The organism is Paenibacillus sp. FSL M7-0420, from assembly GCF_038002345.1.
In the GTDB taxonomy this organism is placed as follows: domain Bacteria; phylum Bacillota; class Bacilli; order Paenibacillales; family Paenibacillaceae; genus Paenibacillus_AQ.
On sequence record NZ_JBBOCJ010000001.1, the window covers coordinates 5696893 to 5713014 of the forward strand.

Below are 16122 nucleotides of genomic sequence, written 5' to 3' on the forward strand. Positions count from 1 at the left end.
TCCTTCTCCCCAGTTCAATCAACACATTTTACCTTATAGTTATATTATTACTCCCTCCCCAGTTAATCCTATTAAGAAGACTCACAACAAGGATGTTACATTTTTTTCGCGAAAATGTCTATTACTTCCTTAACAGGGTCCCGGAAAGTTAACTTTACGCCGGGGGTTTGTCACATTTTGTCTGAAATCAATTCCAAAAACATACAAAAAAGACGAAGACTCTAAGATCCCCGTCGTTCTTGTTCTACTATTATCACTCTCAGCCCAGCAGCTTGTCCCACTGCTTCTGATATACCTTATAGACCTGCGGATATTTGCGTTTCATTTGACGAATGCCTTCCTCCATGAAATAATCGGCTGTTCCCGGTCCGCCCAGACCATCGATAAGATCCATTGGAAGGAGAGCATTATCCATTTCCTCTGCTTCCCCTTCAGTCTTCCTGAGGATCTCATCCTTGAAGAAGGAGACTGCCTGCATTTTGATACCGGGATAGATCTGCTTATCTCTCATCAGCCGGTCAATCTCCAGAATCAGCTTCGTCCCTGCCTGGGCTTGACTGCGCTGCTCCAGCACCTCCTGATTCTTCGGAGCGGTATAATAAGCCAGATCCGCAAAAGTCAGGGCTTCTTTATAAGCATTGCTATCCGATAGGACTCGGCTTTGCTCCAACAGTTGCTCTACAGCCTGCTCCCTTTCTTCACCTTCAGGCAAAGAACGCAGATACGCGCGGATGCGCTGCTTGAGCTTGTTCCAGAACTGCATTTTGTTAACATGAAACATCAGCAAGGTCCAATGAATGTAGAAATTCAGCGTTTCCTCTGCCAGCTCAGCCTGGATCTCCTTATCCGGCTCCTCATCCAGTTCCTCTGCCGTCTCTTCAAATAGTCTCCAGGCCTCATCCTTCAGACCGTTATAGATCAGAATATCAGCGTAATCCATAATAAAGAGTCGCCGCCAGGACCTGTATTTCTTGTCCAGCGACCGCATAACGCTCAACGCCTTTTCCATTCGCTCGTAATCAATCAGAATGCGGAACTTAACGAGAGTGGCCGTAACCATATCCCGGGGAGTGGAAATATGTGACTCCAACCCCTTCCACACCCGGTTGAAGGCACTCAGCTTGTTATCCGCAAGATACAACATAGACAAAGAGACACCTGCCCCTGAATGGCCCGGATGGGTCTCCAGCGCCTTCAGATATAGCTCTTCCGCCAGCAAATAATCCCCTGAAGCGAACGCCTCCCCAGCCTGATAGAGAATCCCTTCCACGGAGTCGCCATATTTGCGCGTGAAATCATATTCCGCCCGCCGGGCAGGATCACGCAGAGCATCGTAAGCCTTGCGGATATTCTGGAATTCCTCCGGATAACGCTCCGGCGGGAATTCCTTGATCTTGGCAACATAAGCAGCCTTAATCGATTGCTGAGTCGCGTTCACCCGCACCCCCAGCAGCTTGTAATAATTCACGCCAGCCGCGTTTCCCTGCTTGGATCTTATGCGCGCACCATGTCTTGGCGCAGTTGATGATGATGTATTCATACTTCAAGCCTCCTATAATTCGGCGTCAATCAGCAGGTCGGTGACTTGATTCATAGCCTGTCTTATTCTGTCCACCTCTTCGTCCTGCAGAACTTGCTCCAGCTCCAGAATGGCCGCGAGCAGCTTCTCCTGTAAGCTTGTCTCCACACCTTCCAGCACTTCCCGGGCCTGTCGTACCAGCACCTTGCCCTCCTCATGCACCATGGTCGGCGCTTCGTCATCCTCAGGCAGATCCCAATCCTCATCCGGATCATCCAGATCCTCAGGAAGTTCGTCCAGCAGATCCCAATCCTCCATAAGGCTCTCATTCATTTCCTCAAGGTCGTCATCTTCTTCAATCCCCTGAGGAACATCCAACCACAACTGCTCCAGTCGCTGAACGCTCTCCTCGAACTCTTGGCGATTCAAGCGATTCAGTGCATCCTGCACGGTAATCGACATCTCTTCCCCCGAGCTTACGCTGCGCGCCGCCACCTCCAGAATCCCATTGAGATTATAGCGGAAAGTAACTTCGACTGCTTCATGAGCCTTCCAATTCTCCGGAATACCCTCCAGAATGAATTCACCCAGCCGATGATTATGCTTCACCCATTCATGCTCACCCTGGTAAATTTCAATCTCTACAGCAGTTTGACCCATCTCGGAGGTATAGAACTTCTGCGATCGTGTTACAGGAATTACAGTGTTCCTGGAGATGATCGGCGAGAAGCCACCGGGACGCGCTCTGCCCCTCGGGCCTTCAGCAAGAACCGCAATCCCCATGGAAAAGGGAGCCACATCCGTAGCAATCAGACCGCTTTCCGAGAGCAGACCAGCCTTCAACCCCGCTTGTACAGCAGCACCCAGTGCTACTGCTTCGTCCGGATGGACATCGGAGCGGGGCATCCTGCCCAGTAAGGCCGAGATGCGGTCTCTAACCAGCGGAATACGGGTCGAGCCTCCAACCAGCAGCACCTCATCAATATCCTTCACCGTGAGCTCAGCGTCCCGGATGACCTCCTGGACCCGTTCCAGAGTCTGGTCTATCGGATCTTCAATTAGTGAAACGAATCGGGCACGGGTGACTTCTACCGTCAGCCCAAGCGGATGATTATCCTTGACGGTAACCAGCGGAAGGGATATCGTGATGCTCTCCTCGGTACTGAGGGCCATCTTAACCCGCTCGGCCTCTTCCTTAAGCAGAGCCTTGCCCCTGATATCCAGCCGGGGATCAACTCCATGCTCAGCGAGCATCTGCTCCGAGAACCAGTCTACCAGCCGCCAGTCGAAGTCCTCGCCTCCGAGCATGCGGTCACCCGAAGATGCTTTTACTTCCAGCACACCGCTGAACATCTCCACAATAGATACATCAAAGGTCCCTCCGCCTAAATCATATACCAGAAAAGTCCGGTCCTCCTCCAGATGATCTAGACCAAAAGAAAGTGCTGCCGCCGTGGGCTCGTTAATAATTCGCTCAACCAGAAAGCCGGCCAATTCACCCGCAAGCTTTGTGGCTCTTCGCTGCTCATCGGTGAAGTAGGCCGGTACAGTGATCACGGCTTCCTTCTCCCCTTCACCGTATAGTTCATCCGCCCGCCGCTTCAGCTCTTTGAGAATCAAGGCGGATATTTCCTCCGGTGTGAAGGTCTGCCCCGCCAGGACAAACTCTTCAGCCGATCCCATCTTCCGCTTAACGGCAGCAATTGAGCGGTCGGGCATAGCCACCAGCGCATCTCTGGCATCCTGTCCCACGATAATGTTGCCCTTCGGATCAATCAGCACCACAGAAGGCAGCAGGTATTGCCCGGCCGCCGATGCAATAAGCTCCGGCTTACCGCCGCGAATGTAAGCAATAGCGGAGTTAGTAGTCCCCAGGTCAATCCCTACGACAGGATGGCTTGTATATTCCTGATTCATGACTGCCCCTCCTTGGACAATGTTATGACTTGAGCCTTGCGGTACAGACTGCCATCTTCCAGCCGGTAGCCTCTTCTTAAGACGGACATCACCTGATAAGGTACTGCAGTTCCGAAATCCGCCGATGCAGGAACAGTACCGGCCGCCTCACATAGAACAGGATCGAACACATGCCCAAGCACCACAATCTCCTTAAGCCCGAGCTGAGATAATTGCCCGAGCATCTGCTCCTGCCAGTGACGGGTCAGCTGCCCCCAGCCATCGGAAGCGCTCCCCCCTTGCTCGTTGCGTCCAGCCGTGATGGCATCCAGATCTCCAGCCAGCTAACTATAGCCTCTGCCGTGGATTGCAGCGCCGCAGCACTCTGCCGCCGCTGTGCCTGCTCCTGCTCATAGGCCGCTTTCCAGCCCGACTCCTGCCGCTCCAGCAGGCTGCCTAGGCGCTCCAGCTTGTCCGCTGTGTCTTTGCCGTTCTTATACGTAAGCCGTGCCAGCTTATTCCCCTGCTCAGCTATCCCAGTCAACTGTCCATCCGCTTCCACGGCCTTACTCTCCATTAAGGTACGCAGCCCCTGAACTTCTGCACGCACGGCATCCAGCCGTTTACCGAACCACATAATACGCCTCCTATCTAACACCTTGTAAGAATTCAGTTATTATTCCGCAGATCCACTGATCTCGATTTCGTGATTGTCGGCGGCTCAGTTAAAGACTTGATCATTTGCTTGTATGAAGATACAAACCATGATAGATATGGCACATAACTTCCTGTATTGTAATACTCTAAAATTGCTTCAATATAACCGCTACTCTTCACATATCCTGCCAGCAGAGGCATTTCTCCATTGCCCAGTAGCGAGAATGTCTGCACCATACGTGCGGTCCGTTTATTAATGTCTTGAAAGTACTGCAGATAACAGAGATTAAGCTTCAGATAAATGGCGCGTTCAAACGGATTCTTGACGGTCCCAGCTACCTCAAGCAGATACTTTAATTCCTCATTTAAGTAATCCCTGCCCACAGGGGGAGAATAATCCGTTCCAGATATTCTGACTGAATCTTCACGGGGAGCTCCACAATTTGCCGCCGGTAATAAATCCTTAGCCAAGATAGAATGCACATCAGTTACGAAATTACGATCTATTGCTTTATCTTTTGAAGTAAGCACAAAATTATAGGCATCCCGTAAATTGATAATCATTTGTGCATCAGAATATAACTTACCACCCGCTGTAATACCCAGTTTCAAAAGATTGATGGTGTCCACTTTGGAGTATGTATTTCCCTCTAATTTAGCAGAAGAATATACAAAATCAATTCCAATCTCCTCTACATTTCGGTAGTTCGTCAGAAAAGACTCTAGTGGATATCTCAAAGAGGCCTCCTGAAGTTGTTTGCTTTGAGAGCCTGTCAATTGGGGAAACTTATTTAATCGCTCCGGATCATAACCTGGCATTTCAATTCCTCCTGCTCTACAGAAAGTTCTTCATCCTAATTTTTCATTTTAACATTAATTCTATAATACGTATAACGGATCCTCCCCAACCCATCACAAAAAAAGACGAAGACCCCAAGGTCCCCGCCGTTTCAATTCTGCTATTCCTCACAACCCCAATCCCGCCGTCTCCCGCTTCAGCCACGCCCGGTGCTCCTCATCCAGCAGCGGAGCCAGCTTATCGTACACCTCAGCATGATAATGATTCACCCAGTCCAGCTCCTCCCTGCTTAGCATAGACGGCTCAATCGCCCGGGTATCGATCGGCAAATAACAGAGGTCTTCAAACTTCAGGAATCTTCCGAACTCCGTAGTCACATCCTCCGTAATCAGCAGTGTGTTCTCCGTACGGATACCATGACGGCCTTCCTTATAGACTCCCGGCTCTACCGTGATGATCATCCCAGGCTCCAGGCGGACCTCATTCGGCTTGAAGCTGAACCGCTGCGGCTCCTCATGCACATTGGAGTAATAGCCCACCCCATGTCCGGTGCCGCACTTGTAATCGAGGCCGTTGTCCCACATCGGCTTACGGGCAAGAATGTCGAGGGTAGATCCGGTGGAGCCGTAGAGGAACTTAGACGTAGACAGCGCAATCACAGACTTCAGCACCAGTGTAAAATCTCTCTTCTCCTCATCCGTCAGCGCGCCAAGCGCCAGTGTGCGGGTAATATCCGTTGTCCCGTTCTGGAAGTGCGAGCCCGAATCCAGCAGATACAGGCCTCTGGCTTCCAGCTCTACCGGATGATCGGCGGACGGCGAGTAGTGCATCATCGCAGCATTCGCGCCGTAGGCAGAGATACTGGAGAAGCTTAGCTCAGCGAACAAAGGCTGCTGCCGCCGCAGCTCCAGCCCCTTCTCATCGGCTTCAAGCTCAGTCACCGGACGAAGCGGAACGGTCTCCTGCAGCCATTTGAACAGTCCCACCAGGGCGGCCGCATCCTTCAAATAGACATCACGGATATTCCGGATCTCCACCTCGTTCTTGATCGACTTAAGGGCCACCACAAGACCCGGCGCTTCAATGATACGAGCGGAGTCCGGGATCGCAGCCGCCAGACTATATCCGGTTTTATTCGGATCGTACAGCACGGAGGCCGCTTCCGGGAGCGTCTGCAGGAACGGTAGGATGTCATCATACTCCCTGATCTCCACGCCATCCCTGGCCAGCGTATCCTTATCTTCCGGGGTGGCTTTATGTCCTCCGGCGAACAAGATTGCATGATGTACCCCTACTACGGCAAAAGCGGTCACATACGGATTGAACGGGATATCCCGTCCCCGGATGTTGAACAGCCAGCACAGATCATCCAGCGCGGACAGCACATAATAATCAGCGCCCTTACGCTTCATTGCCAGCCGGACCTGCGCCAGCTTGTCCACCCGGCTGAGGCCCGCATATTGTTCATCATGCAGCATTAGCGGCTCGGCCGGAATGGCCGGTCTGTCCGTCCAGATCGCCCCTACGGGGTCGAGGTCTGTGATCGTCTGAATCCCTTTCTCCGCGAACTTGGCCTGCAAGCCCTTCATAGCGGTTACAGACAACGTTCTGCCATCTACGGCCATACGTGCGCCTTGCGGCAATTGCTCGGCCAGCCATTCATCCCATTGCGGCACGCCCGGCTCAGCCATACGGAACAGACGGATACCCGAGCCTTCCAGCTCCCGCTCCGCCTGAATATAATACCTGCCATCCGTCCACAGACCCGCATCCGTTGCCGTAATCACAGCCGTTCCGGCGGAACCGGTGAACCCGGTAATCCAGCGGCGGCTTTTCCAATGCTCCCCCTCATATTCACTAATGTGAGCATCCCCGCTGGGTACCACACAGGCCTCTACCCCGCGCTCCGCCATCCATTCTCTTAGCTTATGTACTTTCTCTTTAGGCAACATATCAGCATCTCCTTCTCTCTATCTAGTCTACTGAATCATCATACACCTGCATTTCCTATAAAAAAAGATGAAGACCCTCAGGTCTCCATCGTCTCATTGTCCTCTTTCCGTACCAGCTTCCGCCGCTGCTTCCCCTTCTTCATCCACAGCCGGTCCTGGTCATCCCGGTAGAATCTGATCCCGAACAAGCGCAACGGTGTCCACACTTCCCTAAAATAATAATTGGGCATGGTCCATTTCTCCCAGACTATAAATAGATTTGCTCCTAATTATAGACCGGGATACCTGGTTTGTTTGTCGCATTGTGGAGACGGAGCCTTAAGGTTACCACCAGTTTCCCAAAATCGCCTTATCTGCGGAACCAACGCTTGATCCGCTCCAGTGAACCCATTGATTTAAAGGTATGCTCCAATTTGAACTTTATATTGTTCGTTCTCTTCTTCATTTGCTTGATTCCGATGCTGCCCAAACAGATCGACACATTTGATTACATTGCTCTCGTTATTGATTCTAGCGGAGGTTTCCAAACTTTGCAGGATAAATCCAATTCCTTCTTTGCGCTTGTTATTTAAATAATAGGCTGCTAATTCAGCGAGGAATTGGGTGTATTGGTTGGTTATGATTTGTTTGTTATGAAGAACCCCATATTCTGCAAGATCTGTCCGGTAAGGAATATAGGAAGCAAAACGCTCCAGAATAGAATCAACCTTCCAATCGTAGCGGTTAGCCGACAAGACAATACTGTATAACGCTGTAAATATCTCATCTGGTCGGTGGGAGATATGTTCAACATATTCAGAGAGAGCCTCATATTGTCCTGCCATCACCCGATAGAGCAGTCTGTTCGCGGTACCCCACTCCTGGAACTGAGCCACAGTCCGCTTCACTTCTTCATCGTCTTCCTGTATCCAGGTTCCATCCATATAGAGTGACACCCAATCTAATGCCGATGGGTAGTCTCCCATTTGCTCACATACATTTGAACGGATAAGCTGTGCGTACAGGATGTAGAAGTACAGGGGTTTCTCGGTTTTTTTCTCGTTACTCTCTCTACGATCCGAATGGCGCTGGAGATTATAACGAATAGTTGCTAATTGCAGCATCTTTTTCGCCAGCTCATCCACCTTATGCCACTTATGCAATGAAAAATATACATGAGCGAGATGCTTCAATCCCTCCAATTGATCCGCTTCATCCAGCCGGTCCAGGTAACCTTCGAAGATATGCGCCGCCTGCAAATTCCGCGTCTGGTCATCACCAATGGCGATTCGGAATAGACGGTATTGGCATACCGCAAGTCTCTCGGAATTCTGGTACTTCTCGCTGGCACTCACATTCTTATACAGCAATTCGGCAGCTTGCCACAGCCCCTCTTGAAACAGTCCTTCAGCCACTTCGAACAGCATGGGGGCATAGACCAGATTCTCCAGCAGATTCTGGACCACCTGTTCAACGCAATCCAGACGGCCCAGCTCAGCGGAGCGCACAAGAAAAGGCCGCAGACGCCGCCAGGTGGGTGACGAGAAATAGAAACATTCATCCACATATAAACTGTAGAAATGATCCTCCGGCAGATCCATCGCCCGGGTGATTCGCTCCAGATGATTCATAGCAATGGGCTGGTGACCACTAAGTATCCGGCTAAGCGTTCCTGAATTAATTCCGGATTGTCCCGAGAATTGATTAATAGGCATTCCCTTCTGCGACAAATGCAACGCTAATAGATCGCGAATCATAGTTCTAGTAGGGACCACGCAAACACCACCTAACTGGAATCCAATATAATTTCTTTTATAGTTGCAATAATATGTCACAATATTCCAATCGTCAATAATTTAGAATACTACAGATTAGTATAATCCGTGAACTACGGGCAAGCGGTTTGCAATGATGGCAAAAAAAAAGAGACCCTAGTAGTCTCATAAGGTCTCTGTCGTCCCGGTAGAACCTGCTCTGTCATCGCAAAGGTGTCGTGCCTTATCAGCGGAACCAACCGCTTAATCTGTTCCAGCGAACCCTTCGCTTCCGGGCCATTGTAGCCGAAGGCATTGCCAATCATCTTAATATTTAATGTATTTGCTGCCCGGTAAGCATCAACCGCCACCTACACCGTGATTCATAATTTGAATAAGACTTTGAGTACTGGTGTTTGCTACGGGGTCAGTTGTACCAAAAGGTATAATAATTGCAATAGCCAGACTACAGGAAGCTAGAAGAATGATAAATTTTCTTTTCATGGGAGTCCTGCACCTCTCTAATTAGAAGTTTGTATTGCTCTTTCTCTTCTTCATCTGCCAGATACCGATGCTGCTCGAACAGATCAACACATTTGATGATATTGCTCTCATTATTAATTCTAGCAGACGATTCCAAACTTTGCAGGATGAATCCAATACCTTCTTTACGCTTATTATGTAAATAATAGGTGGCCATTTCAGCAAGGAATTGAGTGTGTTGGTCCAACATAACCTGCCGGTTATAATCGCCAAATTCTGTAGAATACGTCCGGTAAGGAATATAGGCAGCAAATCGCTCCAGAATAGAATCAACATTCCAGTCATAACGGTTAGCCGACAAGATAATATTGTATATCCCTATGAATATCTCATCTGGTCGGTGAGAAATATATTCGACATATGCTGAGAGTACTTCGGACTGTCCTCCCAGCACCTGATAGAGCAGTCTGTTTGCGGTACCCCACTCCTGGAACTGAGCCATAGTCCGCTTCACCTCTTCATTGTCCTCCTGTATCCAGCTCCCATCCATATAGAGGGACACCCAATCTAATGCCGAATTGAAATCTCCCAATTCCTTACACACAGCTGAACGGATAAGCTGCGCGTACAGGATATAGAAGTACAGAGGTTTCTCGGTTTTTTTCTCGTTACTCTCTCTGCGGTTCGGCTGCCTCTGAAGATTATAACGAAGAGTCGCTAATTGCTGCATTTGCTGCATCAATTCATCCACCTTATGCCACTTATGCAGCGAAACATATACATGAGCGAGATGCTTCAATCCATCCAATTGATCCGCCTCATCCAGCCGGTCCAGGTAACATTCGAAGAGGTGCGCAGCCTGTAAATTCCGCGTCTGGTCATCACCAATGGCGATACGGAACAGACGGTATTGGCATATCGCCAGTCTCTCGGAATTCTGATACTTCTCACTGACACTCACATTCTTATACAGTAACTCGGCAGCTTGCCACAGCCCCTCTTGAAACAGTCCTTCAGCCACTTCGAACAGCATGGGGGCATAGACCAGATTCTCCAGCAGATTCTGAACCACCTGTTCAACGCAATCCAGACGGCCCAGTTCAGCCGATCGCACAAGAAAAGGCCGCAGACGCCGCCAGGTGGGTGACGAGAAATAGAAACATTCATCCACGTATAAGCTATAGAAATGATCCTCCGGCAGATCCATTGCCTTGGTAATTCGCTCCAGATGGTTCATCGCAATGGGCTGGTGACCACTAAGTATCCGGCTGAGCGTTCCTGAATTAATTCCGGATTGTATGGAGAATTGATGAATAGACATTCCCTTCTGCGACAAATACAACGCTAATAGATCGCGAATCATCGTTCTAGTAGTAGAGACCACGCAAACACCACCTAACTGGAATCCAAAAATTATTTGTTTATTGTATAGATGTAATAATATGTCACATTATACCAATGGTCAATAACATAGAGTACTACAGATTAGTCTAATCCGTGAACTACAGGCAACCCGTTTGCCATATGAGGGCAAAAAAATAGAGACTCTAGTAGTCTCATAAGGCAGGGCCACCCTTTCGATTCAAATTTCCCATCATCACCTCTATCTTGCTCATAACAGCATCCCGTAGACTTTGAGGCTCCATCGCTTCAATAATCGGGCCATAAGAGAGAAAATAATTTGAAAGCCAATCTCCTTCGGGCATGGATGCGATAACAGTAAAAGATCCATCTTCATGTTTTGTTATTTCTTTTTCGCTAAAGTCATCGTATATTCTATACGCTCCCGCCGGAGAGATTTTTAACCGAATATCAATAAATTTCTGTAAATGATTATCTGTCGTTTCAGCCGCAGATTCCACTGATGTCTCTTGCTCAAAAACCTCTTCAGTGATTTCAATATTAGCCATACGGGATATTTTGAATGTTCTGTATGTCCTTTTATCATAGCAATACGCTTTCAAATACCATGCCTTATCCTTGAAAATCAACTTATGCGGCTCAACCCTGCGCAAGCTTTTCACACCTGAGTTATTGAAATAGTCGAATATAATAATATGTTTGCTTATAATTGCCACTTTTATTGCATTGAAATTTTCTTTGTTTCGTTCATTACTTCCCCAGGGTGAGAAGTCCAATTCAATCCAATTCACATCACTCTTTTTGAAAAGGCTGCTTAATCGTGAAAGAATAGTATTAATTTCCGGATATCGCGCTGCTGATAGATTCTGTAAGGCGAGCAGTATTTCATCCTGTTCTTTTTCAGAAAGTAACGACTTATTTAGAATAAAATTGTCGAGAATGACGATTCCGCCGCCTCTGCCTTGATTCGTATAGACTGGTATGCCAGCGCTGCTTAATGTCTCAATATCGCGATATATGGTTCTAACCGATACTTCAAAACGGTCGGCAAGTTCTTTCCCTGTAGTTTCTTTTTTCTCAAGTAAGTAATAAACAATGTCGAAAAGTCTGCTGATCTGCATTCAATCACCTCAATTCAAGTACAGTATATCGTTCTAAACACGACAGCATTGTGTCATATTGACATATTTTTTAACACAAAACCAGACGGACTGTTGTCAGGTTTTGTCCTTTATATTAAGAAGTGTACAATCGACTGCGGCGTTGTCTGCACACTATAAAGGAGAATGATGATTATGATAAACAAAATTCAATTACCCCAACCGGTTGAGGAACATTTTCATGCGACCAATACAGATGATCCCGCGGCCTTCCTTTCGATCTTTGCCGAGGATGCCGTTGTTTTTGACGCCGGCAAAGAATATCACGGGAAAACCGCTATCAAAGAGTGGAGCGACCACGACTATTTCGGAGTAGGCTTAAGACTGGAAATCAAAAATGTTGTTGAGCATGCCAAGGAAATCGTTGTTACCGCAAAATCAGACGGAAATTACGACAAAACCGGACTACCGGACCCCCTTTATTTTGATTTTCATTTTACTGTGGATGGAGATAAAATTACACGCCTGCACAATGTTCTTTCCTCTAACAGTAGAGCAATTCCTTTGCCGCAGCCTATTGCAGCCTATTATCATGCCTCAGATATCTTTGACGGTGACCTTCTCGCAAACTGCTTTGCAGAGGATGCCATATTAGTTGACAATGGAGAAGAATTTCATGGTCCTGAAGTTATCAGCAAGTTTATTGTGAAGGCTAACAGGGACGCTGCGGGTAGGACTGAAATCACCAATTGTGCGGAGAAAAATGACGAAACGGTGGTCACCGCCACCATTTCAGGTAATTTCAAAGGCAGTCCAATTCCACTGGATTTCCGCTTCAAGCTTAATAACGGGAAAATCAAAGCCTTGAATATCGTAGTGTCAGGTGTATAAAGATGCTGGTGGAGAATTTAATTAAGGTACTAGAGTAAAGGGCTGGTATGACCCAGCCCCTCCTCATCAAACCGTACGTGAGGTTTTCCCTCATACGGCTTTCCGATGTTTGTCATTCATGGGCATGCAGATTACAATAGCGTTTTTAGTCCATATTGGATGGCCAAATATCGAACTTCTGACCGGGAACTCATCCATCTTCCTCGTTTTCTCTTCTTTGCATACCACCGGGTAAATCGCTGCTGAATATACCAATCCAGCTTTGCTAACCTCTTTTGACTATACTTCGTGTAATAATAATTTCTCCATCCCTGTATCTTGGGATTGAGCCATTCCACATGTTCCTCAAACGATTTCCAGCGCATGCCAGGCGGTGCTAATCGGTCTTTGACCACGCCCCGGATACGTTCCTCTGCCTTCTTCGTTAGCCACTGCTGTGTGGTATAGTACACCTTCCCTTGAGAGGTTTCTGCTTTCGTTTTTCGGTGGTGCATTCCTAAGAAGTCGAAGCCTTCGTCTCCTGTCCACAGACCTACAATGCGAGTTTTGGTCGGATGTAGCGTGAGTTCCAGACGTTCCATAATGTTGCGGATGAGTTCATACGCATGTTCCGCATCCTTTTTGGTTTTACAGACCACAACGAAGTCGTCTGCATACCTCGTCAGTTCTCCCAGCCCACTTCCGTGTTTCTCCCATAACCAATCAAAGTAGTTCAAATAGATATTCGCCAGCAGTGGCGAAATCACGCCACCTTGGGGTGTCCCTAAATCGGAGCGCCGTACGTTTCCTTCTTCCATCACTCCCGCATGAAGCCACTTCCGGATGAGCTTCAGAATCCGTCTGTCATTGATACGCATCTGTACCAGTTTCATAAGCTTCTCTTGATTGATATTGTCGAAGTAACCTTGGATATCGACATCGACTACCCAATTTCCTTTGCGGTTGCAGGCCTTCCGGATTCGCTCCAGCGCTCCTTTCGCGCTTCGTTTCGGACGAAATCCGAAGGAGACTTCTTTAAAATCCGCTTCAAAGATGGGTTCAATTACCAGTTTCGTTGCCATCTGTAGGACTCGGTCCCGTACCGTAGGGATGCCTAGCGGTCTTGGCTTCCCGTCTTTCTTTGGGATATAGTGCCGACGTACGGGCTGCGGATGGTAGCTGCCTTCTTTCAGTTCTCGCTCGCATTCCTTGAGGAATCTTGTTTCTCCTTGTTCTTCAATATCTGCGAGCGTCACGGCATCCACTCCCGCAGCTCCCTTATTCGCTTTCACCCGTTTCCAGGCTTCGCCTAGCACATCCCACCGGTAGACTTTGTCATACAAGGCGTGGAATTTACGCTTGTTGTTCTCCTTGGCCGCATGACCTAGCTTTTCTTGGAGTTCTTGAACTTTTTCCTTGGGTGTCGTTAGCCGCTTGGCATTCACTCACTCGTACCTCCTCCAAAAGCGTAAACAAAGCAGGGCTCCTTCCCTCCCTAAGGTTATGTTGTCCTTAGGTTCTTCGGTACTATGAGCCCCTCGGACTCCCTTCCCACAGACGGTTCACTTCGTCTTCTGGACTTATAGAGCGTCTCTTTACGGGTTCCTTAAAAAAAAATTTTTTTCTTTTTTTCTCCCGTGTGGGGGAGGGTCTCCCCAGTTCACTGCATTATCTTTCAATCCATGCCGTTCCCTATACGCCGGAGGATTCTTCACTGCTGTTCCAAGTTCTGTACAGTTTCCTTGGCCTTCGTCTATTGATTCGAGACTCGGCATCCTCTCATCCCCTTCGCAGGGCCTTTTTGACGACGCGGCAAGATTCACTTCATGTTGCGGCCTGGATTGTTGCTCGCCCAGTCTCTGACCGGTACTTTTGTCGATGCGCTTTTACGCACAGATTTCGCCATGCGCAAGCATCCTAGCTACAAAGGTGGCTTGGTCCCTCCTTTGGTTGGACTTTCACCAACTAGATAATGCGTGCCTCTGGGCACGCAATCAAGATAAAGAGCAGGTTATCGAAAAGATAACCTGCTGCATATGAACGTCGTCTATGTCTTCTTTGTTAGAATCCTGTTATTATATCCGTTCACCCACTGCGAAACCAGCGCTTGATCTGCTCCAGCGCCCCCTTCGCTTCCGGGCCATTATAGCCGAAGGCATTGCCAATCATCTTAATATATTCGTTAAAAGTCGTCTCCCGGCTATACCGGTCACTCCACCACGCCTTCGCGTTATAGCCCGAATCCGCCCCGATATAAGTCAGCGCAATCCCCGACTTCCTATACACATGATCGAAGATAAACTTCACCCGCCGCATATGAAAATCCGACGACACCACAATCGCCGACTTGAATCCCTCCTGCTGCATGATCGGAAGCGTGAGCTGCGCGTTTTGGTAGGTGCTCTCGGCAGCGTCCTCCGTCAGAATAGCGGATTCCGGGATGCCCAAGGAGAGGGCGGTTTCGCGCATGTCGCCGGCGGGGCCGGTGATCTCTTTAGCGTTAGACAGCAGGATCTGCGGCGCGTTGCCTTCTTGAAACAGCTGAACCCCTTGCTCCACCCGCCCTCCCCCGCCGCTGAGGATGATGATAACGTCTGCTTGCTTGGGAGCCTCAGTTACGGGAAGGAAGCGCCCGGCGCACAGGAACAGCAAGACGATTAACAGAAGGGGCAAGTACAGAAAAAGGATTCTTTTTCTGCGCTTGCCCATCTTGGTCCTAGTTAGGTTACGGCTCATAAGCTACTTCCGGTACTCGCCGCTAAGAATCTGTTCCCACCACTGTACATTCTCCGTATACCACTGGATGGTCTGGGCGATCCCGGTCTCGAACGTGTACGTAGGCTTCCAGCCCAACCGCTCCAGCTTAGCCGGATCAATCGCATAACGTTTATCATGACCCAGCCGGTCGGTAACGAATTCAATCAAATCCTCAGATTTCCCCAAAGTATGAATAATCGTCATCACAACCTCAAGATTGGTGCGTTCATTATGCCCGCCTACGTTGTACACCTCACCGCTTACGCCCTCATGCAGCACCAGGTCAATCGCAGCACAATGATCCCACACATGCAGCCAATCCCGGATATTCGCGCCATCTCCATAGACAGGAACCTTCTGTTCATTCAGAACCTTAGAGATTGTAAGCGGAATGAGCTTCTCCGGGAAGTGGTAGGGGCCATAATTATTAGAGCAACGGGTAATGTTCATCGGCAAGCCGAAGGTCTCGTGATACGCACGGACTAACAGATCGGACGAAGCTTTGCTTGCACTATAAGGACTGTTAGGCTGGAGAGGGGTCTCCTCCGTGAAGAATACAGCAGGGTCCCAGTCCAGTTCACCATACACCTCATCCGTAGACACATGAACGAACTTGGTCACTCCAATCGCACGGGAAGCATCCAGCAGCACCTGGGTTCCCATCACATTCGTACGGACGAATACCGCCGGATCTGTAATAGAGCGGTCCACATGACTCTCGGCTGCGAAATGAACCACATAATCAAATCGCTCCTCTGCAAAAAGAGACTGAATAGCCTCACGGTCCGCAATATCCGCCTGAACGAAGTGGTAGTTATCCCGATCCTCAATCTCTTTGTGCTTGGAGAGGTCACCTGCATAGGTCAACAGATCCAAGTTATAGACATCGTAATCGGAGTACTTATCGATCATGTACTGCACGAAGTTCCCGCCAATGAAACCGGCACCTCCGGTAACCAGCAATTTCTTTCTATTCATCAATTACACCTCAGAA

At 48.8% G+C, this 16122-nt stretch carries 14 protein-coding genes; 1 reads left to right on the top strand and 13 read right to left on the bottom strand.

Going from position 1 to position 16122, the window contains the following annotated elements; genetic code table 11:
• Positions 1-259 precede the first annotated feature (259 nt).
• From MKX51_RS24240 to MKX51_RS24285, 10 genes are all read right to left on the bottom strand, one after another.
• Positions 260-1540, bottom strand: coding sequence for a DnaJ domain-containing protein (locus tag MKX51_RS24240; RefSeq protein WP_340994155.1), 1281 nt, complete (start codon positions 1538-1540; stop codon positions 260-262).
• Positions 1541-1552: 12 nt separating this feature from the next.
• Complete coding sequence (locus MKX51_RS24245; protein WP_340994156.1) at positions 1553-3436, bottom strand: Hsp70 family protein; 1884 nt, start codon at positions 3434-3436, stop codon at positions 1553-1555.
• On the bottom strand, positions 3433-3660 hold the full coding sequence (gene grpE, locus MKX51_RS24250; RefSeq protein ID WP_340994157.1) for a nucleotide exchange factor GrpE: 228 nt from the start codon (positions 3658-3660) through the stop codon (positions 3433-3435). The genes MKX51_RS24245 and grpE overlap by 4 nt, the downstream gene beginning before the upstream one ends.
• A gap of 20 nt (positions 3661-3680) precedes the next feature.
• The gene (locus MKX51_RS24255) at positions 3681-4052 is read right to left on the bottom strand and encodes a hypothetical protein (RefSeq protein WP_340994158.1); all 372 of its coding nucleotides are present in this window, start codon (positions 4050-4052) and stop codon (positions 3681-3683) included.
• 32 nt (positions 4053-4084) lie between these two features.
• Positions 4085-4891: a Fic family protein gene (locus tag MKX51_RS24260; protein WP_340994159.1), complete on the bottom strand. Its 807-nt coding sequence runs from the start codon at positions 4889-4891 to the stop codon at positions 4085-4087.
• A gap of 147 nt (positions 4892-5038) precedes the next feature.
• Entirely contained in the window at positions 5039-6823 is a 1785-nt protein-coding gene (locus tag MKX51_RS24265; RefSeq protein WP_340994160.1) for an aminopeptidase P family protein, read from the bottom strand.
• Between the two features lie 77 nt (positions 6824-6900).
• On the bottom strand, positions 6901-7053 hold the full coding sequence (locus MKX51_RS24270; RefSeq protein ID WP_340994161.1) for a hypothetical protein: 153 nt from the start codon (positions 7051-7053) through the stop codon (positions 6901-6903).
• A 165-nt stretch (positions 7054-7218) separates the two neighbouring features.
• Positions 7219-8517, bottom strand: a complete 1299-nt coding sequence (locus MKX51_RS24275) for a transcriptional regulator (protein WP_445322031.1) — start codon at positions 8515-8517, stop codon at positions 7219-7221.
• 505 nt (positions 8518-9022) lie between these two features.
• Positions 9023-10423 carry a helix-turn-helix domain-containing protein gene (locus tag MKX51_RS24280; RefSeq protein ID WP_340994163.1) on the bottom strand — a complete coding sequence of 467 codons (1401 nt, stop codon included), beginning with the start codon at positions 10421-10423 and terminating at the stop codon, positions 9023-9025.
• A gap of 172 nt (positions 10424-10595) precedes the next feature.
• On the bottom strand, positions 10596-11522 hold the full coding sequence (locus MKX51_RS24285; RefSeq protein ID WP_340994164.1) for a helix-turn-helix transcriptional regulator: 927 nt from the start codon (positions 11520-11522) through the stop codon (positions 10596-10598).
• Between the two features lie 174 nt (positions 11523-11696).
• Here MKX51_RS24285 and MKX51_RS24290 point away from each other — a divergent pair, with 174 nt between their 5' ends.
• The gene (locus MKX51_RS24290) at positions 11697-12392 is read left to right on the top strand and encodes a nuclear transport factor 2 family protein (RefSeq protein ID WP_340994165.1); all 696 of its coding nucleotides are present in this window, start codon (positions 11697-11699) and stop codon (positions 12390-12392) included.
• Positions 12393-12523: 131 nt separating this feature from the next.
• On the opposite strand, the gene ltrA is transcribed toward MKX51_RS24290, so the two are convergent.
• The 3 genes from ltrA to rfbB all read right to left on the bottom strand — a co-directional run bounded on the left by ltrA (position 12524) and on the right by rfbB (position 16106).
• Entirely contained in the window at positions 12524-13816 is a 1293-nt protein-coding gene (ltrA, locus tag MKX51_RS24295) for a group II intron reverse transcriptase/maturase (protein WP_340994166.1), read from the bottom strand.
• Positions 13817-14456: 640 nt separating this feature from the next.
• On the bottom strand, positions 14457-15107 hold the full coding sequence (locus MKX51_RS24300) for a YdcF family protein (RefSeq protein WP_340994167.1): 651 nt from the start codon (positions 15105-15107) through the stop codon (positions 14457-14459).
• A gap of 3 nt (positions 15108-15110) precedes the next feature.
• Positions 15111-16106, bottom strand: coding sequence for a dTDP-glucose 4,6-dehydratase (gene rfbB / locus MKX51_RS24305; RefSeq protein WP_340994168.1), 996 nt, complete (start codon positions 16104-16106; stop codon positions 15111-15113).
• Positions 16107-16122 lie beyond the last annotated feature (16 nt).